Here is a 26,095-nt window from a genome sequence, read left to right as displayed (position 1 = left end):
AGTGGCACCGGAACCCTCGGAGGGCAGAGACCGAGAATCGGGTGCCATCTCCCATGATCGAGGTGCCCCTGGCGCCTCGTCCGACCGTCAGCCGGTCCTGTCGGGGCACACCGCAGGTCAGATCCCGACATGCATGTGAGCCGCCCAGAGGGACGGGGACTCCGGGAACTGGTCACGCACCCCGCGTATCGTGTGGTGCAGTGCACGGGCGGCTTCGCTGGTGTCGAGGGTCCCGGCGTCGGCCGCTACGGATCCGAGTTTGGCATAGAAGCCGGCTGCGAGGGTCGACGCCAGTTCGTCGTTGATCTCCCACAGAGTGCCGATGACTTGGGGGAACCCGGCGAGCTGAAACGCAGAAGCCAGATGAATTGCCTCGTCGATCAACTCCGCCGACTCCATGAAAGCCGTTCGGCAGGCCGAGAGGTAGACGAGTTGGGCCGAGTCCAGCCTCACACCGGCAAGGCTCGCCACCGTGAGCGGATCTCGTTCGTGGTCGTGCAGGAGGAGAAGGCTCTTCGACGGGTCGACGGAGTCGTGGGCGCCGTGGCACGCGAAGTGGGCGATTGCGCACCCGGAAAGGTGGTCCAGGACGCGCTCCTTGGTCGGAGGCGTCCCCGCTCCGAAGTGGCCGGCAGAATGGACCGCCTCGTTCGAATCGATGAGCAGCGTCGGATTCGGAAGTAGTGCCCGAACCCGTTCGGCTTCCGTCGACACGTGTGCCAGACGGCCCTCCAAACCGGGGGTCGTGGGCATGGCAACGATCAGGGAGCGACTCGCCGACGGTGCTGCGGTGCCTTGTCGGCGTGTGTGCTGGAGAACGCGAATCGTCGGGGTGTAGGAGGAGACAACGCGGTCCATGACCGTGGGTCGGCTCCGACTTTCTCCGTACGTATCGCTCGCCGAGTGGTAGCCGGCGGCATGGAGTGGCAGTAGCGAGAGGATGCCCCCGGGAGCCCACCAGACGCGGGGCCATGCCTCTCCTGTGCTGGGTTCGCGGTCGAAACCGAGCCGGCACAGGATCGGTTCGACTGCGGCATCCCACAACCATTCCAGGACGCTTCGCATCGTCTGCTGAGCCGCCTTGCGTGTGAGAGCACCTACATGGAGATCCGATACGGACTGGAGAGCCAGGTGGAAATCCCGGATCCGGTCGAGGACAGCGTCGAAGGCGAGGCCAGGGAGCAGCAGGGGCTCGATGCCGTCGCGGGTCAACAGGATCGCGTCGCTGCGTTCCGGGCTGACGTTGAACGTCACCACAGGGCCGAACGCTGCCTGTGCGATGAGCTCGTCGACAGCAGGAGGAAGTGCGAACGCGGCGAACTCCTCGTGCCCTCGGATGCGGGCGAGCGTGGCACCCAATTCGTCGGCGAGGTGCCGCCGACGCTCTGCAGTGTCGACGGCAGCTAACGTACTGATGGTCGCCGGGCTTCCGGGGGGTTCCAAACCCTCGGCGGGCCTGTCGAGCTGGTCTCGCAGTTCCGCGAAGCGTCGGGCCAGATCCGGGTGGCGACGGCGGAGCTCGGCCAGGTCGCTTCGGGTGTCCAGGGCCTGACTGAGCAGGACGCCGCGGCCGCTCTCCAGGAGCTGCAAAGCTCGTGCTGCGCGGTCGGTCGCTGTGCCCCTGCTGGAAGCGAGGGCGGATGCCGCTGCCTCTCCGGCCAGTCCGGACCATTCACCCATGGCGTGCTGCCGATCGCTGCGGTTCAGACGCCGGTCTGCCACCTCCGGCAGGCAGCCGACGGCTTTTGCCAAGAGGTCGGCCGCCAGATCGCGGTCGAATCTCCTCGCGAGTACGGCTGCCGCCCGGGACGCCCGAATTCGGGTGGAAGGCCGGGCCTCGTCTGCCCGGGATGCCTCAAGGTTTGCCCTCAGTGCATGATCGAGGTCGACTCGTGAGCGGGTACGGTCGTATCGACGCCGAAGAGCCGTTCCGAGGTTGAACCACAGTTCAGGGCGATCCGGATGCCCTGTCGGCAAGGCGTCCAGGGCCTCGTGGTAGGCCGCAACTGCGTCGTCCAGATCCGTGGCAGAGTCCGTTTCAGCCGCCCTGGAGGCCAGGACAGCACCAAGCGCAGACAGGTAGCGGGCCCGCTCCGGGTGGTCAGGGGTGATGGAATCGACAGCGTCGCGCCCGGCCTCAATCGCGCCGGCGAGGTCTTCTGGGCTTTCGGAAAGTTGGAATTTCACAGACAGCGCGACGCACAGGTTCGCGAGATAGCGGGGCCGATCAGGGCGGTCGTGGTGCGTGATCCTGACGGCATCGTGAGCAGCCTGGACCGCGCCATCCAGGTAAGGGGGTTCAGCCGTCCGCAGGTAGCCTTCCAACAGTGCTGCGCTGAGATTGGACAGCATTCCTGGCAGGGTGTGGTGGCCGACGGGTGTCGCGTTGACGGCTGCCTGGGCGAATTCGATCGAGGCATTCAGGTCAGGCCTTGATCCGGCGTGCTTGAACCGGCTCCACAACATCAGCCCGACATTGGACAACCGCGAGGCACGGTCGGCGTGGCCAGTCGCCGTTGCCTCGGCTGAGGCGCGGCCAGCGCCGATCGCGCTATCCAAGTCCGCAGGGTCGCCGAAGCGTTCGAACCTTCGCCACAGCGAGATGGCAAGATTGTTGACGATGGCGTTGTAGTTGGCCTGCTGCGGCACGGCGTCCTGCACCGCGGCGCGGTGCAACTCGATTGCCTCCTCCAGGTCGGAGACGGCGCCGATGATGTCATATCGTGTGAGCAGGGCGTTTCCCAGGCCAGTCAGACGGATTGGATGGTCCAGATGCCCTCGGGGTACCAGCTCCAACGCCTCCCGGAACGCGTTGATGGAGCGGTCCAGGTACGCTGGTTCCCCGGTGCGCTCGAATCGGCTGCGCAGCGTGTATCCGAATCCCGAGAGGAACATGGGACGGCCCGGATGGTCCGTGGAAGCGGTTTCGACCGCGGCGCGACAGTTGCTGAGCGCTCCTTCCAGATCCGCCAGGGCGCCGGAGCGCTCGTAGCGGTCCCTCAGCGAACTCCCGAGGTTGTGGAGGATTCCGGCCTTCTCGAAGCTATCCGTATGGGCAGCTTCGGCTTCCTCGAACGCCTCGATCGCCGCATCCAGGTCCGCCGGATCCCCCCGCTCCGTGAATCGCGCCTGCAATGTCGTGGCCAGGCTGTGGATCGCGCCGCCCCGGTCGAGTGCAGAAGAACTGGCCGTACGGACGGCCGACCGGCTGGTTTCGACGGCCTCGTCGAGGTCTGAGGCCGCACCCGTCCGCGTGTAGCGTGTGAACAGGAAGGTCGCCAGGTTGGACAACAACGTCGCCCGGACCGGGTGGCCTGGCCTCACGCTGTCCAGCGCACCTGTGACGCATCGACTGCGCCTTCCAGATCTGCTGGGTCGCAAGCCAAGGAGAAACGGGACGCAAGGGTGACGGCGAGGTCGGACAGCGTTTCTGCGTGGCCGGATTCTCCCCGCGGGATTGTGACCGCGATGCGTCGCTGGAGGTCGATCAGGCGTGAGAGCGCCACCACACTCGGTGCGGCGAGCGACCGCCGATGGACGGCATATGCGAAGCCGATCGCACGCCTGGCGATGTCGGGAAGCAGCCCCTCCGGCAAGTCCTCCTCATCCGCACCGAAGACGAAGCACGGTGTGAACTTTTTGATCGCTTCCTCGTAATCCGTCTCCCCGGTGCCTTCCGGTAGGACGTGGTACCGGAGGGTGTGCAGCCAGCCGAGCAGGTGGTACGCCGTCAGGCTGTCCTCGTCCTCACCCAGGAGGTCCGAGAGCAGATGTGCCTCGGCAAGCACCTCCGGCTCCAGCAGCACGCCCGGATCCTGCTCGGCCACCACACGGTCCAGCCGTGACTGGACCGCGGCGACCCGCCGGTCGAACTCCTCGGTCTCCTGTTCCGACTTCCGCCCTCGACCAGACGTAAGCCCATTCACGACTTCCCACCCCAATCTCACCTGCCGACCACTGCCTTCCGTCGTTCACGGCACTGGTCTCGGTTCGGCTTGCTGGTTGATGAGTTGCCGCATGACCGCTCTTCCCAGCGATGGTCCCACGGGCTGTACGTCAAGCTGCAATTTCTCGGCCAGGTCCGTGAGATGCAGGCGCACAGCCGCTTCGAGCAGCGTGGCGTAGGTGTCCGAGGCCGAGCGGAGCCGGTGTACCGAGGTCGCTGCCAAGGCGACACCCAGCGGCGCCGCAGGCCACCACCACCATGCCACCGGAAGATAGAGCACGGCCCATCCGCCCAGGACGGCCGCGCGGGTGAGCGCGGCACGAGCCGTGCTGATCTCGGTGCGCACCTCTCCTGGCAGGACGAGCCACAGGTGAGGCCAGACGGTGAGCAGGCTGATGTGCGCGCCCTGGTCCAGCCGGACCGAGACCGCGTGCACCCGATCACCGCTCCAGGTTGGCCGCTCGGGTCGCTCCACCGAGATGCTAATGCGCCTCCGCGCTGCCAGGTGGCGTTGCCGGTGCCCTGGCCGGTCGGACGAGTCGGGAGCACGTTCACGGAGGAGCAACAGCTCGTATGCATCCCGTGCCGACTCCCACCGGCGCTGCCGGTACGCCACCCAGCGCTCGGCCAGCGCACCGATCGGCCAGGGCCAGGTGCGCCATCCGGTGGCCATCGCGATGCGCTCGACGGTGTTGCCGAGGAACTGTGCGGCCAGGCCCGCCGCGGCGGCACCCGAAAGCACCGCCGCCAGTAGGACGACCTGGCCACCCACGGTGGCCACTTGCGGAGCCCGGGACGCATCCGAGACGACGCGGACCAGTCGCCCGATGTCCAACGCGGCACCCTGGCCGAGGGTGTGGCCGGCCACCGCAACGGCCAAGTAGAACGCACCGGGCAGCACGAGCAAGGTTAGCCACCGCTCGGCCAACTTCTTCCCGAGTTCGCCGAGGAGCCCGCCCATCACGGGAGTCGCTCCCGGAGCAACGTCCGTCCGGTGGGGTCGAGTCGGCAGCTTGCTACCTCCTCACCCACCTCGTGATTGGAACGCCCGACGCACAGCCGCAGCGGACAGCGGTACACAATCTCCAGATCCCCCACGCCCGCCGGAACCAGACCCCGGTCGGCAGCTCCGTATACGCCCAAGGGGTCACCGGCTCGCTGGACCGCCGCATGCAGCGTGTCCAGGAGCGTGGTCAGAACAGTGGGATCAGGGGAGCCGTCACCGACGGCCTCCGTAACCGCGCCCAGGGACGCATCGTCGGTGTCGAGCAGCGCGGCGAGATCCTCGCGGTTGCGACACACGTAAGACAACGCACAGGCGCTCCTCAGGACGGCAGCCGCTGCCGAACCCCTCATTCCCTGAACTCCCTTGCACACCTCGACGTCATGCACTGTCGGCGGCCATTCTCGCCTCCTGGACAGATCGCCGGGGCCGGATCACGCCAACTTCCCTCGGCCATCCTCTTCGGACTGGCGATGCCCATGCCGGGTCAGGTCCTCGTTGCGATCGAGTGCGGTCCGCAGTTGCTCAGACGCTGACGATCTGCTGACCGCCGATGGCCCGCCAGGCCCCTGACCTAGGAGAAGCCATGAATCGCGTGGTAGGTGGTGGAACTTCATCGGGCGTTCCACCGAGGACATCGCGCGGGCGCGCGCCGACTGGATGACCGGCGACCGCTTCGGCGAGGTCCACGGCTACGACGGCGAGCGGCTGCCGGCCCCGGAGCTGCCGGTGATTCCGTTGAAGGCGCGGGGGCGCGAGCGCTGACCCGCGGGCGGGTGTCGGTCCTTTGGACCCATCGGGCCGTACCCGCGGGACGGGTGCCACCGGCCGACTCAGCCGGCGACGGCCGCTTCGGGTGAGGTGACCGCCTTGGCCGAGAGGGCGCGGCCGTAGCGGCGCAGCAGGAGGACGGCGGTGGTGGCGAGGCCGACGAGCAGGCCGAGCCAGAGGCCGCGGGTCTCGCCGCCGAGGGGGTAGGCGAGGAGCCAGGAGGCGGGCAGGCCCACGAGCCAGTAGCCGATCAGGGTGATGCGGAAGCCGCTCCGGGTGTCGTCGAGGCCGCGCAGCAGGCCGACGCCGATGTTCTGGGCGCAGTCGAAGAACTGCAGCACGGCGACGACGGCCAGGAGTCCGGTGGCGATCCGCAGGCCCTGCTGGTCGGCGGCCGTGCCGGGGTCGAAGTAGGGCCGCAGGACGAGGTCGGGCACGGTGAGGTAGGCGATGCCGACGAGGGTGGTGACGGCGGCGCCGCAGGCGAGTGCGGTGTTCTTGATCCGGCGGGCCGCGGCGTACTCGCCGAGGGCGAGTTCGCGGCTGACGTTGATGGAGGCCGCGTGGGAGAGGCCCACGGCGACCTGGAAGACGATGTAGATCAGCTGGTTGACGGCGGTGTGGGCGGCGAGCGCGGCGGCGCCGAAGCTGCCGGCGAGCAGGGCGGTGACGGAGAAGAAGCCGGCCTCGGAGCCGTAGGTGGCGGCGATCGGGGTGCCGAGGCCGAGCAGGCGGCGCACGGTGGGGGCGTCGGCGCGCCAGAAGTCCGGGCTCAGCAGGGGTGCGAGCTGCGGGTCGCGGCGGGCCGAGGCGTAGAGGGCGAGGAAGGAGAGCAGGTAGACGCTGCTGGTGGCGACGCCGATGCCGGTGAGGCCGAGTTTGGGCAGGCCCCAAGTGCCGTGGATGAAGAGCCAGTTGAGTCCGGCGTTGATGGCGACGGAGGCGATGGTGATCTGCAGCAGGGCCTGGGGGCGGCGCATGCCGACGGTGAACTGGCGGATCGCCTGGAACCAGAGGCAGGGGACCAGGCCGGGGGCGAGGGCGGCGAGCATGCCCTGGGCGCGGTGGGCGACGTCCGCGTCCTGGCCGAGCCAGGTGGCGGCCTGGCCGATGAGCACCATCAGGACGGCGCCAGCGAGGCCGGCCAGGGTGGCGACGGCCATCGCCGCCCGGACCAGGCCCCGGACCTCGTCGCCGTCGTCGGCCGTGTCCTCGTCCCGTTCGGCGCGCGCGGCGGCGGCCGCGACCTGGTTGCCGACGGAGGTGACGAGGCCGACGCCCATGGTGCGCAGCTGGTTGAAGACGACCAGGGCGAGGCCGCCGGCGGCCAGGGCCTCGGTGCCGAGCACGCCCATCATGATGGTGTCGGTGGTGGTGAGGGCGACCTGGGCGAGCTGGGTGAGGGCGAGCGGGACGGCGAGGGCGGCGAGTGCGCGGCTGTCGCGGGCGAGGGTGGCTAGCTGCTGCATCGTGGGTGTCACGTTTCTCGGAAGTCAGGGCCTGCGGAGTTTGGTGAGCGTTTCGTCGATGTCGGCCTCCACGGCCTCGTCGAGCAGTGCGCGGGCGTTCATCCAGTCGTCGTTGAAGACGGTGTCCATGTACTTCTCGCCACCGTCGTTGACGAAGGCGACCATAACGGCATCCGGGGCCAGGGCCGGCAGGCGGTTCAGGGCCTCGTGGACGACGCCTCCGGCGGAGCCGCCGATGAGCAGGCCGGTGCGGCGGGCGACGACGCGGGCGGTCGCGAAGGCCTCGATGTCGCCGACCTTCACGCCCTCGTCGATGAGGTCGTAGTCCACCAGCAGGCCGATGGTGGCGCCCTCGGGGGTGCCGGTGCCGGACTGGTAGTAGTCGTGGGCGGGCGGCCCGAAGGCGATCGAGCCCTTCGGCTCGACGCCCACGACGGCGACGCCGGGCACGGAGCGCTTGAGCTCGCGGGCGGTGCCGCACAGGCCGCCGCCGGTGCCGACCGCGCCGATCAGCACGTCGACCCGGTTGTCGAGGGCCTGGGCGATCTCGCGGCCGACGGCGTGGTAACCGACCGCGTTGCTGGGGTTGTTGTGCTGCTCGGTGAAGAAGGTGTTGTCCTTGCCGCGGGCCATCTCCTCGGCGAGTTCCTCGCGGGCCGCGGTGTGGAGTTCCTCGCCGTCGGTGTCGGCGTCGACGAAGACGAGTTCGGTGCCCATCGCCTTCATGGCGCGCAGCTTGTCGGCGGCGGCGTGGTTGTCGACGACGGCGGTGAAGCGGTAGCCGCGTTCGGCGGCGACGACGGCCAGGCCCAGGCCGGTGTTGCCGGAGGTGGACTCGATGATGTGGCCGCCTTCGCGCAGGTCGCCGCGTTCCTCGGCGTCGAGGACCATCTGGCGGGCCATGCGGATCTTGGCGCTGCCGGTGGGGTTGAACATCTCCAGTTTCAGCAGCAGCCGGGCGCCGTTGTCGGCGCGGGCGAGTTCGAACAGCGGGGTGCGGCCGATGAGGTCGGACATCCGGCCGACCACCGGGGGGCGGTTCAGGGCGTCGGTCATGGTGGAGCTCCGTGGGGACGGCGGGGCGGTGAGGTTCGTGCGGGGGGTCAGCGGTCGAGGCGCCAGCGCGGGCGGTCGCCGTGGTGGTCGATGACGACCTTCGGCGGCAGTGGCAGCTCGTGGAAGGGGGACTCGTTGGAGTCCATCTGGTAGCCCGCGGTGTTGGGGTAGACGAGCAGGTCGCCCACCCGGGGCCGGGCGGGGAAGGCGATCTTGCGCCAGGTGAGCAGGTCGGAGTCCAGGCAGCTGGCCCCGCCCACGCAGGCCCGGTACGGCTGCCCCGGGGGCCCGGCGCGGTCGCCGAGCAGGACCGGGTCGGGCAGGTACTCGCTGTTGAACCACTGCTCGGACAGGCTGAGGCTGGTGCCGTCGACGGTGACGATGCCGTACCCGGCGCGGTCCTTGACGCCCTGGACGGGGAACACCGACGACCCGGCGCGGTCCAGCAGGGCGCGGCCGGGCTCCAGCAGGAGCGTCACGCCGGCCTGCCGCAGCCGCTCGGCGAGGCTCGGTCCGGTACCGCCGGGGCGGGCGGCGAGGATCGCGCGCAGTGCGTCCGCGCCGGCGACGGGGGAGTGGTACGGGTAGAAGTCGCCCGCGGCGAAGGCCTTCTCGCCGTGGTAGTGCCCGGGGCCCTGTTCGGTGAGGAAGGTGTCCCAGGCATCGGCGGCGACGTAGTCGACGGGGAAGCCGCCGCCGATGCTGATCCGGTCCGCCGGCAGGCCCGACGACCGGGCCTTGAGGCAGAGTTCGACGAGCTCTCCGGCGAGGTCGGCGCGTGGCTGGACCGCGTAGCCGGAGAGGTGGAAGCTGAAGCCCTCCATCCGTACGGTGTCCCCGGCCTCGGCGCAGCGCCGCAGGGCCTGGTGCAGTTGCACGTCGTCCAGGCCGAACCGGCTGCGCGGCTGGGCCGGCGGGTGCCGGCGCAGCAGGACGCGGACGGGACGGTCGGCGTCGAGGCCGAGCAGGCGCTCCAGTTCGTCGAGGGCGTCGACGGCGATCAGCGCGCCCTGCCGGGTGGCGACGCGCAGCAGTTGCTCGTTCTTGGCGGGGCCGGTGACGACGAGGTCCTCGCCGCGCACGCCGTGGCCGAGGGCGTCGCGCAGTTCTCCGAGGGAGGCGACGTCGACTCCGGCGCCGGCCGCGGCGCAGCGCTCCACGAACACGGAGGCCTTGTTGGCCTTCTTCGCGTAGTGGACGCGGCCCTCGACCCCGGCGTCGGCCAGGGCGGCGCGGAACGCGGCGAGGTTGTCGTCGAAGCGTTCGGGCAGCAGGTAGTGGAAGGGGCCGTCCAGCCCGTGGGCGAGTTCGTGGAGCAGCCCGCTGTCGTGGATCCGGTCGGTGAGCGGGTCGGGGTGGGCGGGCAGGCTCAGCGCCACAGGGCCACCTCGGTTCCGAGGCCCTGGGCGGCGGCGAGTTGGGCGAAGCGGTGGCCCAGCGCGATGTCGGTGACGACGAGTCCGCTGTTGTAGGCGAAGATCCGCTGCCCGGGGGCGGTGCGGGCGGCGGCGCCGGAGATGACGACGGGCAGCTCCAGGTCGACGGCCGGGAGCTTGCCGTCGGCGTCGGCCATGTCGGTGCCGGTGACGCGCATCTGGGCCTCGCTGGTGGCGATCACCCGGTCCGCCCGGTGGAGGGTGGAGGGGGCGAGGCCGTGGCCGACCAGGATCGAGACCGCGCCGGGCTTCAGCCAGTCGGCCTCGACGGCGGCGGGGGTGTGGCCGCCGGCGGTCGCGACGATGACGTCGGCGTCGCGGGCGGCGGCCCTGAGGTCGGTGACCAGTTCGAGCTCGCGGTCGGGGAAGTGCCGGGCGAGTTCGGCGCGGACGGCGGCGATGCCGTCGGGGTGGGTCCCGGACAGGAGGAGACGCTCCAGCCCGGGCAGGGCGGTGAGCAGGAACGGCAGCGCCAGGCGGCCCTGGGTGCCGGTGCCGATCACCAGCGCGGTCGAGGCGTCGGGGGCGGCGCACTCGCGGGCCAGCAGGGCGGAGACGGCCGGGGTGCGCAGGGATCCGATGCGGGAGCAGTCCATCATGGCGACGGGCAGGCCGGTGACGTCGTCGTAGATGGTCAGCGTCGTGTAGTAGTGCTGGTTCTCGCGGCTCCGGTCGAGGCCGTGCTTGTAGGAGGTCTTGACGGCGACGACGTTGCGCACACCGTCGCGGCCGAGCATGGCGTAGGAGACGGAGTGGCCGTCGGCGGGCTTGACGGTGAGTTTGCGCGGGTTGTCGGACTGGCCGGCGGCCAGGGTGCGGTAGGCCTGTTCGACGGTGTCGACGACGTCGGCGAGGGTGATGTCCAGGCCGGCGAGGTCGCTGGTGGACAGTACGCGCAGGGTGGTGTCGTCCCGGTCCATGAGGGTGCCCTTTCGAGGTGGTGAGGCGGCGGCAGTGGTGGTTCAGGCGGCCTGGGCGGTGAGGGCGGCCTGGCCGTAGCCGTGTTCGTCGTGCTCGGCGAGCGGGCGGGTGGGGCGGCCTTCCACGCGTACCGAGGCGCGCTTGAGCCAGCGGTCGGTGCCGTCGTAGCGGGCCCGGAACGGCACCCGGCCGTGGACGACGACGTCGTTGTCGACGACCAGGACGTCACCCGGTTCCAGGCTCACCGCGACCGAGACGCGGGCCAGTTCGTCACCGAGGCGCCGGTAGGCCGCGCGCCATGCCTCGTCCGCCTCGTCCAGCGGGGTGTAGGCGGGGTCGTAGCGCATGGTCAGGCCTTCGGGGGCCTCGAAGAGGGTGGGGACCGGCGCGGGCCGGCCGCCGAACTTCCGGGCCTGCTCGTAGGCGTCGTCGGGCAGGATCGGTGCGACGGGCCGCTTCAGCTGCTCGACGTCGGCGTCGGGGAGGTCGGTCAGGCGCACGCTGGCCGCGGTGGTGGCGATGGCGTCGTGGTTGCGCATGCAGCACAGCAGCAGCAGGTGCGCGCGGCCGGGGTGGAACGCGTCCTCGGTGTGCGGGGTGAGGAGGACGGAGCTGGAGGCCCCGGTCTGCTCGCTCTCGTGGCCCGGTGTCGGGACGATGTTGTGCACGAACCGGCCGTCCTGCTGGCCGTCCCAGGCGATCGGGGTGCCCATCGCCGTGGAGACGAGCAGCAGCACCACGTCCCAGAGCGCGCCGGAGTCGCCGACGGTCGACCAGTGGTCGGGGGTGGGCCCGAGGCGGGTGTCGTCGATCTCCAGTCCGCGCAGCACGAACAGGCCGTCGGCGGTGTCGACCGGACGCAGTCGGTGGCGCAGCGGTTCGCCGAGCCGGGCGCACTTCTCGGGCAGGTCGGCCAGCAGGGCGGGGCTGGTCGCGGAGCCGTGGAGGGCCAGCAGTTCGGCCGCGGTGGAGGTGAGTTCCGCGACGGCGTCGGCGTCGAGACGGCGTACCGGGGCAGGGCAGGTGGGCACGGCGGGACCTTCCGGGGACAGGGGGAGAAGAGGGGCGGGGTGCGGGCACGTGGCGTCACCTCGCCGGTGTGGGACGGCGACGGGAGCTGCGCGTGGGGCATCGGTCCGGGGCGGCTCGAACGGCCGGACGACAGGAAACGTAACAACGACTTTTAGGTAAGGCAAGCCTTACCCGGCTGGATGTCTACATTTGCGTAGTCTCGGTTCCGGGCGGCGGCGCACGTGCGGCGCAGGGGCAACTTCCCTGCTCGCGGGCCGGATTGGGGCGCTGGGGCGCATGGCCGGAAGTCGAGTGCGCCCCGTCGGACGGCTTGCGACTTGTCTTGAATTTAGGGTAGGTAACCCTAAGCAAATCGAGCGCGGAACCGAGACGAGGATCGAACGTGGGCGTCACCAGACGACAGCTGCTGTGGGCCGGAGCCGGAGCCGGGGCGATCGGCGTGCTCGCCGCCTGCGGTGGCGGCAAGGGTGGCGCCGGGGAAGCCGCGGTCTCCGGTGGGACCGGCCAGCAGCCCCGCCCCGGAGGGACGCTGAAGGTCGGTGCGCTCGGCAAGGCCTCGGCGGTCACCCGGGACCCGCACGGCACCCAGGCCAACGAGAGCGACTACCTCATCATCAGCCTGATCTACGACACGCTCGCGATACCCGGGGCCACGGCCAACACCGCTCCCCGCCTGGCCGCCTCCTGGAAGCCGTCGGACGACCTGAAGACCTGGCGCTTCACCCTGGCCGACGGCGCCACCTTCCACGACGGCACCCCGGTCACCGCCGACGACGTCGTCTGGTCGCTGAAGCGGCTGCGCAACACCCCGGCGGGCAAGAGCCGCCTGCCCGGCATCCAGCCCGAGGGCATCACCGCCGAGGACGCCAGGACCGTCGTCCTGGTCTCCGACTACGCCAACGCCGACCTGCCGCTGCTGACCCGCCTGACCACCTTCGTCCTCAAGAAGGACACCAAGGACGACGCGGTCGCCGGCGCCCCGGGCACCGGCCCCTTCAAGCTCGACTGGTACCGCGACGGCAACGCCCGCCTGGTGCGCAACGACAACTGGTACGGCGGCAAGGTCCTGCTGGACGCCGTCGAGGTCCGCCTGTTCGAGAGCCCCCAGGCCATGGCCAACGCCCTGCTCGCCGGACAGATCGACGTCGCCTCCAACGTCGGTGCCGTCGCCGCCCGCACCGCCGAGGCCCGCAAGGACGTCCAGATCGTCCGCCGGCCCAACGACATGGCGATGCCCGTCGTCATGCGCACCGCGGACGGCCCGTTCGCCGACGTACGGGTGCGCGAGGCCCTCAAGCTCGCCGTCGACCGCGACGCCATGGTCAAGCAGGTCCTCTCCGGCTACGGCAGCGTCGCCAACGACGTCCTCGGCACCGGCGACCCCGCCTTCGCCAAGGACATCCCGCAGCGCACCCGCGACCTCGCCAAGGCCAGGCAACTGCTCGCCGACGCGGGCTTCGACACCTCCAGGACCTACGACCTGACCACCACCGAGGACATCGCCGGACTCGCCGAGTCCGCGACCCTCTTCGCCACCCAGGTCCGCGAGGCCGGCGTGAAGATCAACGTGGTGAAGCAGGACTCCAAGGTGTTCTGGGACGACACCTGGCTCAAGGGCACGCTCTACACCAGCTACTGGGGCACCAACGACTCCGTCGTCTTCTTCGCCTCCAAGACGATGCTCTCGGACGCGGGCCAGAACGAGTCCGGCTGGAACGAGCCGGGCTTCGACGAGAGCTACCGCAAGGCCATGGGCACCGCCGACACCGCCGAGCGCGGCAAGCTGCTCCACCAGCTCCAGGAGATCGAGTTCGCGAAGTCCGGCTACCTGCTGTGGGGCATGGCCGACGGCATCGACCTCGCCGGCGCGGCCGTGCGCGACCTGCCCAAGCTCCCCGGCTACGGCCGCGTCCAGTTCGAGAAGACCTGGTTGGCGCGTTGACCACCCCTCACCCGGTGGACGCGAAAGCGCCCCGAAGCCTCCCGGCCCGCATCCTCCCCGGTGCGGGCCGGGTCGCCCGGCAGGCCGTACGGCGCCTGGTCCTGCTCGTCGTCCTGCTCGCCGCCGTCTTCGCGGCCGTCGAGCTCCTCCCGGGCGACGCCGCCGGCGCGAGCTCCGACCGGGGTGTCACCGCCGCCGACCTCGCCGCCCGCCGCACCGCCATGGGCCTCGACCGCCCGGTCGCCGAGCGCTTCCTGGACTGGATGACCGGCCTGCCCACCGGCGACCTCGGCACCACCGCGCGCGGACAGCACGTCACCGACGTCCTGGCCGGCCCCTTCCCCAACACCCTCCTGCTCGGCACCCTCGCCCTCGCCCTCAGCACCGCCGGAGCCCTCGCCCTCGGCGGCTGGGCCGCGCTGCGCCCCGGCGGGCGCGTCGACCGCGCCGTCGACACCCTGTCCACCGCCGCGTTCGCCCTCCCGGAGTTCGTCGTCTCGGTCGCCCTGCTCCTGCTGCTCTCCCAGTGGACCGGCTGGCTGCCCGCCGTCACCCTCACCGGCGCGGACGGCAGACCCGAGTCGTGGACCATGATCGTCCTGCCCCTGCTCTCCCTGGCGGTCCCCCAGATCGGCTGGAACACCCGCATCGTGCGCGGCGCACTCGCCGACCAGGCCGCCCTGCCGCACGTCCAGGCCGCCGTCCTCGACGGCCTGCCCCGCCGGCGCATCCTCAGCCACCACATGCTCCCCGGCGCCCTGCCCGCCGTCGCCGTCGGCATCGCCACCTCCGCCGGCATGCTCCTCGGCGGCACCGTCGTCGTCGAAACCCTCTTCAACCACCCCGGCGTCGGTGCCGTCCTGGCCGGCGCCATCACCGACCGCGACACCCCGCTCGTCGCCGGAGTCGTGGCCGCGGCCGGCGCCGCCATCAGCCTGCTCCTGCTGCTCGCCGACCTCGTCCGCACCACCACCCTCGGAGAAGAGCGACGATGACCGCCGACGCCCCGACAGCGGCCCCCGCGCCCGCCACCCGAGGGAAGCGACGGGTGCTCATGCGCGCGGTTCCCGCCCTCGCCCTCGTCGCCCTCGCACTCGCCGGGCCGCTCCTCGCCCCGCACCCGATCGACACCCCGGTCACCTTCCCCTACGCCGAAGCGGGCGGCGACGCGCCGCTCGGCGGCGACCAGCTCGGCCGCGACGTCCTCAGCCGCCTGCTGACCGGGGGCGCGCCCCTGATCGCCACCGCCCTGGCCATCGCCCTCGTCGTCACCGCGGCGGCCACCGCCATCGGCATCCTCGCCGTGCTGCGCCCGGCCCTCGGCCGGTGGATCGAACGCGCCGCGGACCTGACGATCCTGCTACCGTCCGTCCTCGCCATCATGCTGATCGCCCTGGCCTGGCCCGGCGGCGGACGCCTCGCCGTCGCCGCCGCAGCCACCCTCCTCGGCATCCCCTACGCGGTCCGGATCGTCGCCGCCGCGGCCGCCCCCCTCGCCACCGCCGGCTTCGTCGAGGCCGCGGCCGCGGGCGGCGAGAACCTCTGGCACCTCACCGTCCACGAGGTCCTCCCCAACCTGCGCTCCACCCTCCTCGCCCTGTTCGGCCTGCGTTTCGTCGAGGGCGTCTACATCGTCTCCGTCGCCGCCTTCCTCCAACTCGGCCCCCAACCCCCGGAAGCCGACTGGGCGTTGATGATCCGCGAGAACGCCGCCGGCATCACCCTCAACCCGTGGGCCGTCGGAGCGCCCTGCCTCGCCATCGGCCTGCTCGCCATCAGCGTCAACCTCGCCGCCGAAGCCCTCGCCCCCGCCCGGCCCACCCCGGAGACCCCGCTGTGAGCACCACCGACCCCGCTGCCCGTGCCGCCGCCCTGTCCGTCACCCTCGGGGACACCCCGCTGCTCACCGACGCCACGCTCACCCTCGCCCCGGGCCGCGTCACCGCCGTCACCGGGCCCTCCGGCGCCGGCAAGACCACCCTGCTGCGCGCCCTCGTCGGCGCCCTCCCGCCGGGCGCGCGCGTCACCGCCGGCAGCCTCACCGTCCTCGGCCACGACATCCTCGCCCTCCCGCCCGAGGAGCTGCGCCGGCTGCGCCGCCACAGGCTCGCCTTCGTCGGCCAGGACCCGGGCTCCGGACTCAACCCCCGCATGCGCGTCGACCGCCTCATCACCGAGACCGCCGCCGACCGCCGCGGCACCTCCGTCACGGACCTGCTGCGCGCCGTCCGCCTGCCGGTCGACGAAGGCCTCGAACGCCGCCGGACCGAGCACCTCTCCGGCGGACAGCAGCGGCGCGTCGCCCTCGCCCGTGCCCTCGCCCGCCGCCCCGCGATCCTCCTCCTCGACGAACCCACCGCCGGCCTGGACGCCGCCCTGCGCGACGACATCGCCGACCTGCTGCACGACATCGCCGACCGCGACGGCATCGCCATCGCCCTCACCAGCCACGACCCCGACGTCGTCGCCCGCTGCGCCGACGACGTCCTCGCCCTGCGGCCCGACCGTCCGGTCACGGCCCCGGGCACGCCCGCAACGCCCCCGGCGCCCGCACCGGCTCGCGTCCGCGCCGACGCGGTGCCCGTCGTCGAGGTGAAGGCACTCGACGCCCGGGTCGGCACCGGCCGCAGCCGCCACCGGGTCTTCACCGGCCTCGACCTCGTCCTGCGGCCCGGCACGCTGACCGGGATCACCGGCCCGTCGGGGTGCGGCAAGACCACGCTGCTGCGCGCCCTCGCGGGACTCCACCGCCCCGAGACCGGCCGGATCACCCTCGGCGGCGAACTCCTGGCCTCCTCCTACCGTCGGCGCACCCGCGACCAACGACGCCGCGTCCAACTCGTCCCGCAGAACCCGCTCGGCGCCCTCAACCCCGCCCACACCGTCGGCGCCACCCTCACCCGCCCGCTGAAGCTCCACTCCGTACGGCCCGCCGACCGGTGCGACGCCCGCGTCGCCGAACTGCTCACCGCGGTCGGCCTCACCCCCGGCCACGCCGACCGTCACCCCCACGAACTCTCCGGCGGACAGCGCCAGCGCGTCTCCATCGCCCGCGCCCTGGCCGCCGAACCCGATGTCCTGCTCTGCGACGAGGTCACCTCCGCCCTCGACGCCGACACCGCCGAGGACATCATGGAACTTCTGCGCGGCCTACGGACCGACCAGGGCCTCGCCGTCGTCCTCGTCAGCCACGACCTGGCGCTGCTCTCGGCCCACGCGGACCTCCTCCTCACCCTCGACGGCGCCGACGGGGTGCCGCTCACCAAGCACCGCGCGGCCCCGAGCCCGGTGCCGAACTGAGCTCTCCGCGCAGGGGGGTCAGTCCGGCGTTCCGACGTCCGGTCCTTCGGCCGGGCCGACGCCCTCCCGAACCCTGGCCCAGGTCCGCCGGGAGCCGGGGGTCAGGGTCCAGCCGCTCGTCCCGCGGAGCCGCGGCCGCTGCCCGGCTCCGCGGGCGGCGGCCGCGCACACGCGCCGGAGAAGGGAGTTGAGCTCGACGCGCTGCCCCTTCGTCAAGGACGCCAGCAGGTCGTCCTGCGTCGCCGACGCATCGGTGTGGAGCACGTCCAGGGCGGACTCGCCCGTGGGGGTGATGGTCAGCACCTCCTGCCGACCACCGACGTGGACGACCATCGACTGCAGCAGGCGTGCCGACAGGAGATCGTCGAGGGCCTGGTCCACCTCGGCCGCGGGCGCCGTGACACGGGAGGTGAGATCGTGCCGACCGTGCGGTCCCAGCCGCGCCAGCGCCGACAGCAGCGCGTGGTGGACCGGGGTCAGCCCCCGGTGTTCCAGCCGCTCCGCCAGCAGACGGTCGACGGCCCGCCCGGCCTCCGACAGGAGGTAGACGGACTGCTCGAACGGACTCGACGATCCCTGCCGTCCGTCGTACAAACCGTGTCCCCATCATCGGAAAAGCGCGACGCCCTCGGCGCCGAAAGCAGCAAGCCGAGGCTCACCATACCCACGCTTCCGATCGTTGGTCTACATCGATGTCGTCAGATCGGTCAGGGGCCGACGATCCTCCTGGCCGCATGCTCCACGTACTCGTGCAGGCCGTAGGCGAGGCCGAGCGCCAGCAGGGCCGACACCACCACCGCGGCGACGAGACCGGACACGGCCGCACGTGGCCCGCGCCCCCTGGGCCCGGCGGGCTCCGGCTCCAGCAGGGCCTGAACCCGCCGGGGGACCGGGCCCGTGCTCACGGACAGGAGCCGGCTGCCGCGCACCCCCGTCCCGGCCGAGCCGGCCAGCGCGGCGCGGGCGATGGCGGTCGCGGCGACCCTCCGGTCCCCCACCGCCGTCGCGGCGGCCTCGTCCGCCCACCGCTCCAGGTGGAACTCCAGCGCGGGCCCCAGGCGCGCGAGCGCCGGATGCACGGCCGAGGCCAGGTCGACGACGGCCGAGAGCACATGGTGCCGCCCGCGGAGATGAGCCCGTTCATGGGCGAACAGCACCGTGCGCTCCGACGGCCCGAGCGCCCTGAGCATGCCCTCCGACACGACGACGCGGGCGGCGCGGCCACGGAAACGCGGCAGGGCGAAGGCCTCCGCCTCCTCACCCGGGACGACGAGCACGTCGCCCTCGGCCGTCCCCTCGCCGGTCAGCGCCCACGCGCGGGCCAGCAGCGCACGCTGCCGGCGAGCGGCCGGCACCAGCCGCACCGCCTGCACGGCGAGCAGGACCCCGGCGGCACCGGACACCGGCACCACCGCCGGCCAGTCCGCCGTCACCCGGGCGAACCGCAGGTGCTCCAGCCCCGCCAGGAACGGCACGTGGAAGAGCCCCGTCAGCGCCGCGACCGTGCCGCCCGCGAGCAGCACGGCCGCCCCCGCGAGGGTCAGCGAGGCCTCGCGCGGCGGGAGCAGCCCGGCCAGCCGACGGGCCGCGGGCGCCGCTCCCCACGGAAGGACGACGGTGAGGGCGACGACCACCAGGAACAGCGTCACGCCCCGCCCTCCAGCACGGCCTCGCCCCCGGCCGGAGCCGGTGCGGCCTCCGCCTCGATCAGCAGGCGCCGCAGGACGTCCCCGTCGTCCGTGGACAGCGAGGACACGAACCGCTTCAGGACGAGGTCCCGCTGCGGCTCCTTCTCCAGCTCCTGGCGCATCCGCCCGGCCGCCAGCCCGGCGGCGTCCGCGACCGGCGCGTAGGCGAAGGAACGCCCTGGCCGCGTGCGCTCCAGGGTCCCCTTCTCGTGCAGGCGGGTGAGGATCGTCGCCACGGTCGTCCGGGCGAGGTCCTGGTGCAGCGCCGCCTTGACCTGCTGCGCGGTCATCGGCTCACCGGCCGCCCACAGCACCGCCATCACGTCCGCGACCAGTTCCCCGTGCGGACGCCTGGCCTCCTGACCGTCCCTCGGCATCTCTCTCCCTGTCCCGAAGCGTTCGCCCGGCACACCCCGACGCCGACACCGGTCGGAGACGAGGCCGCCCGCGCCGGTGCGGCGAGAAGGGGTACGGCCTGGGTGACTTAGGTGTGCCTCAGCTAACTTTACGGGGCGTGCGGATCGCCGCCGAGCCGGTGCCAGCCGGTGAGGGGGATGCCGGCCCGATTCCTGCGCCGGGGTGCTTCAGGCGGCCGTGTCGGCCGTGGGTTCGGTCCCGGCGGCGGGGGTATCGACCGCCGCGCGGAATGCCCAGATCGGAAGCCAGGCCTTGGCGGTCGCCGCCGGCTGGTGCGAAGTGGCGAGTACGGGAACGGACAGGACGGCCAGACCTATGGTCAGAATGGCTGCCGCACACGAGAAAATTTTACGCATGAGCATTCTTCCAGGTGTTCGTCTGAACATAACACCGGAATTGATACACCAGAGCTGCCCGGCCCATCAAATCGAGTCCTAGGTCTGCCATGGCCGGCCGGGCGAGTTCTATTCGCTTGTTTGATCCAATTGCCTGCGGAGATTGCGCATTGTTTTCGATTCTGGAGTGCGCGTCGACTCGGAAAGTTCAATGGCGCGTCGGATTGTCGTGCGGGCCGCGTCCGTCCGACCGGTTCGCAGCTGCAATTCGGCCAATGCCTCGCAAGCGTGGGCCTCCTCCTCCGGTGCCTCGATCTGCCGGGCGAGAGCGACGGCCTGGCGGAGATGGTCGAGCGCCTCGGACGTCCGGTCGAGTGCGTGCTCGGCTCGGCCCGACCCGCGCAGCGCCCCGGCCTCCTCGCGCTGGGCGCCGATCGATCGGGCGAGTTCGAGTGCGCGCGAGTTCTGGTCGAGGGCGGCGTCGTACTGCCCTGTCTCCAGATGCACGGCGCCCAGTCCGTTCATGGCGTCGGCCTCGGCCCGTCGGTTTCCCGTCTGGCGGAAGGTTCGGAGCGCGGCCCGGTAGAGTTCTGCGGCTCGGTCGGCTTCGGCGGGGAGTCGCAGGGACGCCGCGAGGTTCACGCGGATGGCGGCGAGATCGTTCGGCGGCAGGATGTTTTCCCCGGTTGCCAGGATTTGCTCGAATGCGTCGCGCGCGGCATTCGGGTTTTGACTGCTGAGGTGTATTCCGCCGAGATTGCCGAGAAGCTGCAGACCGAGTCGTGCGGCACCGAGGGTCTTGGCGAGGGGGAGGGCCTCGGAGAAGGCGTCGAGCGCTGCCTGGCTGTCGCCGAGGTGCAGGAGGATGGTGCCGAGATTGTTCAGGCAGCGGGCCGTGTTCCACTCGTCCCCCGATTGCCGGTGAATCTCGACGACCTCGCGCTGCGTCGCCAGCGAAGCCGAAAGATCGCTCTGGCTCCACCGGATCTGGGCGAGTCTCTCCAGCGCCGCCGCGGTGCACTCGGCGCTGCCTGCCGCTCGCGCTATGGCGAGGGCGCGCTCCGAGGCCCGCTGGGCGAGGGCGTACCGGGCGGTGCGGATCCGGATCGAGGCCAGGGCCAGGAGGGCGTGGCCCTCGGCCAGGTCCTCGCCGCGGCCGTGCCAGTGGTGTGCCGAGGCCCGGTGCATCTCGTCGGCCTCGCGCCACAGCCCCTCGGTTTCGAGGTGGTCGGCGAGGGCGTGGGCGAGCCAGGCCGCCTCCTCGGTCATGCCGGTGGCCCGGGCGTGGGCCTCCACGGAGACCAGGCCGGGGAGTTCCACCCCCAGCCAGGCCCTGACGGCCTTGTCGTCGGGCCAGTCGAGCCCGTCCACCAGCGCGTCCACGGGGGCGGGGTGCGGCGCTCGGGGGAGGGGCAGCCGGAAGCGCCGGGGATTGAGCGTGCGGTCGGCTCGATCGGCCGCCCGCAGCGCGAATCCGATGAGCCGTCGAACCGCCTGCTGCCGTTCCTCGGCCGTGACGAGATCGACGGCGAACTCGCGCAGGAGATCGTGCAGTACGTACCGCTCCGGCGAATTCTCCTGGAGCATGTGCAGGTCGTGCAGGCTCTCCAGGATCCGGTCGGTCTCCCGCAGCGGCCGTCCGACCAGGGCGGCGGCGGTGTCGGGGCCGAAGTCGGGACCGGGGTGCAGGCCGAGGCGGCGGAACGCCTCCTGCTGGGTGCGGGAGAGCGAGCGGTACGACACGTCGAACGCCAGGGCCACGCTTTCGAGCCCGTGGCGGAGCTCGTTCAGCCGGCCGCCGCTGCGGGACAGCCGCCGGACGAAGTGGTCCAGGGACCACGTGGGGTGGGCCTTGAACCGGCTCGCCGCCAGGTCGAGGGCGAGCGGGAGCCGGCCGCACCGCTCGACGAGCGCGTCGACCCCCGCGGGGTCGCCGGCCCGTTCCTTTCCGACCAGCGCGGTGAAGAGTCCGGCCGCGTCCTCGGGCGACATGGGGTCGAGGTAGAGCGGACTGCAGGGGAGTTCGGCGAGCCGGTGACGGCTCGTGACGAGGATGCAGGAGGCGGGATTGCCCGGGAGCAGGGGGCGGACCTGTCCGGGCCCCCGGGCGTCGTCGAGTACGACCACGGCCCGGCGCTCGGCGAGCAGGCCGCGGCACCGGGACGCCAGCTCGTCCCGGTCGGTGGGGATCGAGGCGGCCGGGACCCCGAACTGTCTGAGCAGCAACGTCGCCACCGCCTCGGTGTCCAGCGGCTGTTGAGCGCCCCCGTTGGCGCGGAGGTCGACGTAGTACCGGCCGTCCGGGAAGCGGTCCCGGAGGAGGTGCGCGGCGGTGACGACGAGGCTGGTCTTCCCGGTGCCGGCCATGCCGGAGACCGCGCGGATGCAGCCGCCCGCGCCGTCCGGCGAGCCGCTCGTGGGCGCCGACAACAGGTGCCGGAGTTCCGCGTCGCGGCCCACCATCCGGTGCCGCACGGGGAGGTAGTTGCTGCGCGCGGGGCCGTGCTCGGCGGCGATGGGCGGAGCGACGGGCCGTCCCGGGCGGGTCAGGATCTCGCCGATCGGGGCGCGGCGAAGGATGCGTTGCTGAAGTGCCCTGAGCTGTTCGCCGGGTTCGGCGCCGAGGTACTCCAGCAGTTCCCGCCGGGTCCGCCGGAACACGTCCAGCGCCTCGGCGAACCTGTCGCAGCCGTAGAGCGCGGTGATCAGGTGGCCCGCCACCCGCTCGTCGGTCGGTCGCTGTTCCGCCAACGCGGCCAGTTCGGGGACGAGTTCGGCGAAGTGTCCGAGTCTGAGCTCGACTTCGCAGCGGGTCAGCATGGTGGCGAGCCACTGGTCGCGCATGGTGCTTCTGGTGGCCCGGGCCCATTGGCCGGGCAGGCCGGCGAGGGGCTCGCCCCGCCAGGTGTCGTCGGCGCGCCGGAGGAGTTCGAGCGCCTGGCGGTCGTTGCCCGCGTCGGCGAGCGATCGGGCGCGTCGCCCGAGCCGGACGTACCGGGGCCAGTCGACCTGGTTCGGATCGGTGTCCAGGGCGTAGGCGTGCGACTTGCGGTTGATCACCGCGGGCGGCGCGCCGTCGTCGGCGTGCTGTGCCTTCCGGAGCGCGGAGCGCAGCCGGGAGACGTAGGAGTGCACGGCCTCCCGGGCCTTGGCCGGGGGCTCGTCGCCCCAGAGCCGGGTGATCAGGGTGTCCAGCGGTACCGGTCGGCCGACGTCGAGTGCGAGTGCCGCGGCGAGACAGCGCAGCTTGTTGGTCCCGAGCGCCACGGGCCTTCCGTGGACGGACAGTTCGACTGCTCCGAGCACATGGAACTCCACGGTACCCCCGCCGGTCGGTCCCCATCCGTCGCCTCGGAGAGCATGGCATGTGTGCGGCCGGTCGGCCATAGCACGTACCGGCCTCGGGGCGGTTCGGCTTCGGCATGTTCTCCGGCTTTCCGCCTGCTGTGTGGTATCTGCCCCGGGGTCGCCGTCGCTCGGGCCCGGCGTCGGTCGGGGCCGTTCTCCCGCAGGCGGTTCGGCGGCGGTACGAAGACCATCGGAGTGCGTCACCGGCTTGACTGGTGATGATAGGGCCGGCAGATGGCTTCCCGGGTGCGCACGTGTCCATGGGCGGCCGGGCCCGGCCGCACCAGGGTGCACAGGATGGAACGCTGCTGCTGGTGGCGCCGTACGCGGCCCTTGGCGACGAGCGACTCCAGGGTGTTCCGCACGACCTGGGGCGTCGGGGCGCGCTTCGGGTGCTTCTCCATGAGTTCGTCCCGCAGGTCCTTCGCCGGGCACGGTTCGTCGTGCCGGCCCAGGAGTTCCGCGAGCAGGTCACCGAGCAGAGGCCGGTGCGAGGCCCCCTTCGCACCGGCCTTCGTCGTGCCGGCGTCCGTGGTGCGGGCATCCGTGGTGCGGGCATCCGGCGGGTCGCAACCGTTCACTCCCTCGGCATGGACGGTGATGCCTGGTACCCGTGCCGGGGTCCGGCCGCCGAGGCGCGCGGTCGTGGAGGGACTACCGGGCACCCGCGGTGGACGGCGTCTTCTTCCGCGCGCGGTAGGCGGCGGCCTTGATCTTGTTGCCGCAGGACTCCATGCCGCACCACTGGCGGCGCATGCCCCGGGAGCGGTCGATGTAGACCCGGGTGCACTCCGGGTTGCCGCACTCCTTCATCAGGGGGACGTCCGGGCCGCTGAGGAGTTCGACCGCCTGGCGCGCGACGGTCGCCAGCGCCTGCTCGGGGGTCGCCTCGTTGTGCCGCCCGGTCATGGTGAGCTGCGGTGTCACGGGCGGCTTGCGCGCGGCGGCGTTGAGCACGGCGAGCGCCTCGCGGTCGAAGGGCTCGTCGAGTCGCCGGTTGGTGACGAGCCGGTAGATCGCCTCGCGGACGGTCGTCGCCTCGCGGACGTCGTGCTCGTCACCGGGCGTGATCGTGTCCACCAGCCCGCAGTCCAGATACCAGGCGTTCAGGCGCTCCGGCGTCACGAACATCTCGAACCGGACCGTGCGTCGTGCACGGAGCGTGGCCGCGAAGTCCAGGGCCGGGTGCCCGCAGACGAAGACATGGTCAAGGTTCACGTCACCATGCTGACAGGTGACTGTGTCGAGGTGCAATGACGCGTGGCTCCGGTCGTCGCACAGCCGCGGGGAGAGGGGCCCGGCGAGCACGGCGAGCAGCGTCGACTTGCCCGTCCCGTTGCCGCCCGTGACCAGCAGCCGGTCGGTCGCCGCCACCTCCGGGGCGTCCAGCACGAGCCGGCCGGGCAGCCGGACGCCCGGAGCGACGCCAGCGGTCGCGGGCCCTCCCCGGTGCCGCCGAGACGCGCCGGCCGCCGAGGTCGCGGACGAGGTCGTGGGCGATCAGGGCGTGCTGGAGCACGGGGAACCTTCCGAGGTGAGGGGTGGCGGGCCCGCCGGGCACGGTGCCTCGGCGGGCCGCGTCGCACGTCGGCGGATCACACCGCGGGCGCCCCGGTCTCCTTCAGCGTGCCGTCGGCCAGCCGGAGCCAGCGGTTCACCCCGATCTCGGCGAGGAAGCGCTCGTCGTGACTGACCACCAGGAAGGCGCCCTGGTAGCAGTTCAGGGCGCTCTCCAGCTGGCCGGCGCTGACCAGGTCGAGGTTGTTGGTCGGCTCGTCGAGCAGCAGCAGGTGCGGGGCCGGCTCCGCGCACAGCACGCAGGCCAGGGTGGCGCGCAGCCGCTCGCCGCCGGAGAGCACCCCGACCGGCAGGTGGGCCCGGGCCCCGCGGAAGAGGAAGCGGGCGAGCAGGTTCATCCGCTCCGTCTCGGGCCGCTCGGGGGCGAACGCGGCGAAGTTCTCCGCCACGGAGCGGTCGAGGTCCAGCAGGTCCAGGCGCTGCGAGAGGTAGGCGATCCGCCCGTCGTTGCGCTTGATCTCCCCGCTGTCCGGGGCGAGTTCGCCGGTGACCAGGCGCAGCAGGGTGCTCTTCCCGGCGCCGTTGGGCCCGGTCAGCGCGATGCGCTCGGGGCCGCGGACGCTCAGGTCGACGCCGCCCTCGGTGAACACCGGCCGGCCGGCGTGGCGGACCTGAAGGCCCTCGCCGAGGAAGAGGTTGCGTCCGGCGGGCACCTGGGTGTCGGGCAGTTCCAGGGAGAGGCGCTGCTCCTCGCGCAGGGCGCGCCCGGCCTCGTCGAGCCGGGCCTTGGCCTCGCCGACCCGGGCCGCGTGCATCTGGCCGGCCCGGCCCGCGGACTCCTGGGCGCCGCGCTTCATGTTCCCGGCGAAGATGCGGGGCAGGCCGGCGTTCTTGAGGTTGCGGGCGGCGTTGCTCTGGCGGCGCTCGGCGCGTTCGCGGGCCTGCTGCATCTCCCGCTTCTCCCGCTTCAGATCCTGTTCGGCGTTGCGGACGTTCTTCTCGGCGACCTCCTGCTCGGCCCGGACGGCCTCCTCGTACGCGGTGAAGTTCCCGCCGTAGAAGCGCAGTTCGCCGTTGCCGAGTTCGGCGATGTGCTGCATCCGGTCGAGCAGCGCGCGGTCGTGGCTGACCAGCAGCAGGCAGCCGTTGAAGTCCTCCAGCACGTCGTAGAGCTTGTGCCGGGCGTGCGCGTCGAGGTTGTTGGTCGGTTCGTCGAGCAGCAGCACGTCGGGGCGCTTGAGCAGTTGGGCGGCGAGGCCGAGGGAGACGATCTGGCCGCCGCTGAGCGTGCTCAGGCTGCGGTCCAGGGTGAGGCCGGCCAGGCCGAGACGGTCGAGCTGGGCGCGGGTGCGCTCCTCGATGTCCCAGTCGTCGCCGATGGTGGTGAAGTGCCGCTCGTCGACGTCCCCGGATTCCACGGCGTCGATGGCCCGGATGATCCGGGCGATGTCGAGCACCTCGGCGACGGTGAGGCCGGAGGTCAGGGGCAGGCTCTGGCGGAGGTGCCCGAGCCGTCCGGTGACCGTCACCGAGCCGGTGGCGGGCTTGAGTTCGCCGGCGATCAGTTTGAGCAGGGTGCTCTTGCCGGAGCCGTTGGGGGCGACCAGGCCGGTCCGGCCGGCGGGCACGGTGAAGGACAGGTCGTGGAAGACCGGGGTGTCGTCGGGCCAGGCGAAGGAGACGTTGGAGCAGACGACGGCAGCGTCGGACATGGGGATGACCTCGAAGGGAATGAGGGCAGGAAGACGGACCTCTGCCCTGGGCAGACGTACGGAAGAGGGGTACGACGAAGCCGACCACCTCGGCGGCGCTCCTGAAGCACCGGCCGGTGGCCGTCAGATCCGGGTCTCACCCGGAGATGTCGTCGTCACCCGCCACGTCTGCCACTCCTCGATCACACGACTACAGGTCAC

The 26,095-nt window shown here is 71.9% G+C and carries 19 protein-coding genes and 2 pseudogenes; 5 read left to right on the top strand and 16 right to left on the bottom strand.

Annotation, left to right across the window (positions count from 1 at the left end):
* Positions 1 to 117 precede the first annotated feature (117 nt).
* The 4 genes from ACZ6EM_RS00825 to ACZ6EM_RS00810 all read right to left on the bottom strand — a co-directional run bounded on the left by ACZ6EM_RS00825 (position 118) and on the right by ACZ6EM_RS00810 (position 5,338).
* The gene (locus ACZ6EM_RS00825) at positions 118 to 3,291 is read right to left on the bottom strand and encodes a CHAT domain-containing protein (RefSeq protein WP_465771318.1); all 3,174 of its coding nucleotides are present in this window, start codon (positions 3,289 to 3,291) and stop codon (positions 118 to 120) included.
* A gap of 29 nt (positions 3,292 to 3,320) precedes the next feature.
* A complete protein-coding gene (locus tag ACZ6EM_RS00820; RefSeq protein WP_465771317.1) occupies positions 3,321 to 3,827 on the bottom strand; it encodes a hypothetical protein in 507 nt (168 codons plus the stop codon).
* Between the two features lie 144 nt (positions 3,828 to 3,971).
* Positions 3,972 to 4,910 carry a hypothetical protein gene (locus tag ACZ6EM_RS00815; RefSeq protein WP_465771316.1) on the bottom strand — a complete coding sequence of 313 codons (939 nt, stop codon included), beginning with the start codon at positions 4,908 to 4,910 and terminating at the stop codon, positions 3,972 to 3,974.
* Positions 4,907 to 5,338 carry a hypothetical protein gene (locus tag ACZ6EM_RS00810; protein WP_465771314.1) on the bottom strand — a complete coding sequence of 144 codons (432 nt, stop codon included), beginning with the start codon at positions 5,336 to 5,338 and terminating at the stop codon, positions 4,907 to 4,909. The genes ACZ6EM_RS00815 and ACZ6EM_RS00810 overlap by 4 nt, the downstream gene beginning before the upstream one ends.
* Before the next feature lie 214 nt (positions 5,339 to 5,552).
* On the opposite strand from ACZ6EM_RS00810, the pseudogene ACZ6EM_RS00805 reads away from it, so the two are divergent.
* A pseudogene (locus ACZ6EM_RS00805) lies at positions 5,553 to 5,714 on the top strand (pirin family protein); the annotation flags it as partial.
* 68 nt (positions 5,715 to 5,782) lie between these two features.
* Here the strand turns inward: ACZ6EM_RS00805 and ACZ6EM_RS00800 are convergent.
* The 5 genes from ACZ6EM_RS00800 to ACZ6EM_RS00780 are packed head-to-tail and all read right to left on the bottom strand — an operon-like array spanning position 5,783 to position 11,633.
* Positions 5,783 to 7,189 (bottom strand): MATE family efflux transporter, encoded by a 1,407-nt coding sequence (locus ACZ6EM_RS00800; RefSeq protein ID WP_465771313.1) that lies wholly within the window; start codon positions 7,187 to 7,189, stop codon positions 5,783 to 5,785.
* A 24-nt stretch (positions 7,190 to 7,213) separates the two neighbouring features.
* A complete protein-coding gene (locus ACZ6EM_RS00795; RefSeq protein WP_401049754.1) occupies positions 7,214 to 8,245 on the bottom strand; it encodes a cysteine synthase family protein in 1,032 nt (343 codons plus the stop codon).
* A gap of 47 nt (positions 8,246 to 8,292) precedes the next feature.
* Complete coding sequence (locus ACZ6EM_RS00790) at positions 8,293 to 9,624, bottom strand: type III PLP-dependent enzyme domain-containing protein (protein WP_465771312.1); 1,332 nt, start codon at positions 9,622 to 9,624, stop codon at positions 8,293 to 8,295.
* Positions 9,615 to 10,601: an ornithine cyclodeaminase family protein gene (locus tag ACZ6EM_RS00785; RefSeq protein WP_401049759.1), complete on the bottom strand. Its 987-nt coding sequence runs from the start codon at positions 10,599 to 10,601 to the stop codon at positions 9,615 to 9,617. Before ACZ6EM_RS00785 ends, ACZ6EM_RS00790 begins: the two co-directional genes overlap by 10 nt.
* Positions 10,602 to 10,643: 42 nt before the next feature.
* Positions 10,644 to 11,633, bottom strand: a complete 990-nt coding sequence (locus tag ACZ6EM_RS00780) for a TauD/TfdA family dioxygenase (protein WP_465771311.1) — start codon at positions 11,631 to 11,633, stop codon at positions 10,644 to 10,646.
* 383 nt (positions 11,634 to 12,016) lie between these two features.
* On the opposite strand from ACZ6EM_RS00780, the gene ACZ6EM_RS00775 reads away from it, so the two are divergent.
* From ACZ6EM_RS00775 to ACZ6EM_RS00760, 4 genes are read left to right on the top strand one after another with little or no spacing between them, the layout of a single operon-like run.
* On the top strand, positions 12,017 to 13,576 hold the full coding sequence (locus ACZ6EM_RS00775) for an ABC transporter substrate-binding protein (protein ID WP_452178151.1): 1,560 nt from the start codon (positions 12,017 to 12,019) through the stop codon (positions 13,574 to 13,576).
* The gene (locus tag ACZ6EM_RS00770; protein ID WP_465771310.1) at positions 13,573 to 14,571 is read left to right on the top strand and encodes an ABC transporter permease; all 999 of its coding nucleotides are present in this window, start codon (positions 13,573 to 13,575) and stop codon (positions 14,569 to 14,571) included. The genes ACZ6EM_RS00775 and ACZ6EM_RS00770 overlap by 4 nt, the downstream gene beginning before the upstream one ends.
* Positions 14,568 to 15,416: an ABC transporter permease gene (locus ACZ6EM_RS00765; protein WP_465771309.1), complete on the top strand. Its 849-nt coding sequence runs from the start codon at positions 14,568 to 14,570 to the stop codon at positions 15,414 to 15,416. The genes ACZ6EM_RS00770 and ACZ6EM_RS00765 overlap by 4 nt, the downstream gene beginning before the upstream one ends.
* The gene (locus ACZ6EM_RS00760; protein ID WP_465771308.1) at positions 15,413 to 16,876 is read left to right on the top strand and encodes an ABC transporter ATP-binding protein; all 1,464 of its coding nucleotides are present in this window, start codon (positions 15,413 to 15,415) and stop codon (positions 16,874 to 16,876) included. The genes ACZ6EM_RS00765 and ACZ6EM_RS00760 overlap by 4 nt, the downstream gene beginning before the upstream one ends.
* An 18-nt stretch (positions 16,877 to 16,894) precedes the next feature.
* Here the strand turns inward: ACZ6EM_RS00760 and ACZ6EM_RS00755 are convergent, their stop codons facing one another.
* From ACZ6EM_RS00755 to abc-f, 7 genes and pseudogenes are all read right to left on the bottom strand, one after another.
* On the bottom strand, positions 16,895 to 17,470 hold the full coding sequence (locus ACZ6EM_RS00755; protein WP_465771307.1) for a MarR family winged helix-turn-helix transcriptional regulator: 576 nt from the start codon (positions 17,468 to 17,470) through the stop codon (positions 16,895 to 16,897).
* Positions 17,471 to 17,583: 113 nt separating this feature from the next.
* Complete coding sequence (locus ACZ6EM_RS00750) at positions 17,584 to 18,525, bottom strand: M48 family metalloprotease (protein ID WP_452178156.1); 942 nt, start codon at positions 18,523 to 18,525, stop codon at positions 17,584 to 17,586.
* Entirely contained in the window at positions 18,522 to 18,941 is a 420-nt protein-coding gene (locus ACZ6EM_RS00745; protein ID WP_465771306.1) for a BlaI/MecI/CopY family transcriptional regulator, read from the bottom strand. The genes ACZ6EM_RS00750 and ACZ6EM_RS00745 overlap by 4 nt, the downstream gene beginning before the upstream one ends.
* A gap of 504 nt (positions 18,942 to 19,445) precedes the next feature.
* A complete protein-coding gene (locus ACZ6EM_RS00740) occupies positions 19,446 to 22,583 on the bottom strand; it encodes an AfsR/SARP family transcriptional regulator (RefSeq protein WP_465771305.1) in 3,138 nt (1,045 codons plus the stop codon).
* A 281-nt stretch (positions 22,584 to 22,864) separates the two neighbouring features.
* Positions 22,865 to 23,185, bottom strand: a pseudogene (locus ACZ6EM_RS00735) (hypothetical protein); the annotation flags it as partial.
* Between the two features lie 133 nt (positions 23,186 to 23,318).
* Positions 23,319 to 23,882, bottom strand: coding sequence for a CGNR zinc finger domain-containing protein (locus tag ACZ6EM_RS00730; protein WP_401048035.1), 564 nt, complete (start codon positions 23,880 to 23,882; stop codon positions 23,319 to 23,321).
* 377 nt (positions 23,883 to 24,259) lie between these two features.
* The gene (abc-f, locus tag ACZ6EM_RS00725; protein WP_465771304.1) at positions 24,260 to 25,894 is read right to left on the bottom strand and encodes a ribosomal protection-like ABC-F family protein; all 1,635 of its coding nucleotides are present in this window, start codon (positions 25,892 to 25,894) and stop codon (positions 24,260 to 24,262) included.
* Between the last annotated feature and the right edge of the window lie 201 nt (positions 25,895 to 26,095).

The organism is Kitasatospora sp. NPDC041917 (assembly GCF_055589745.1).
This window is presented reverse-complemented; position numbering and strand designations above follow the sequence as displayed.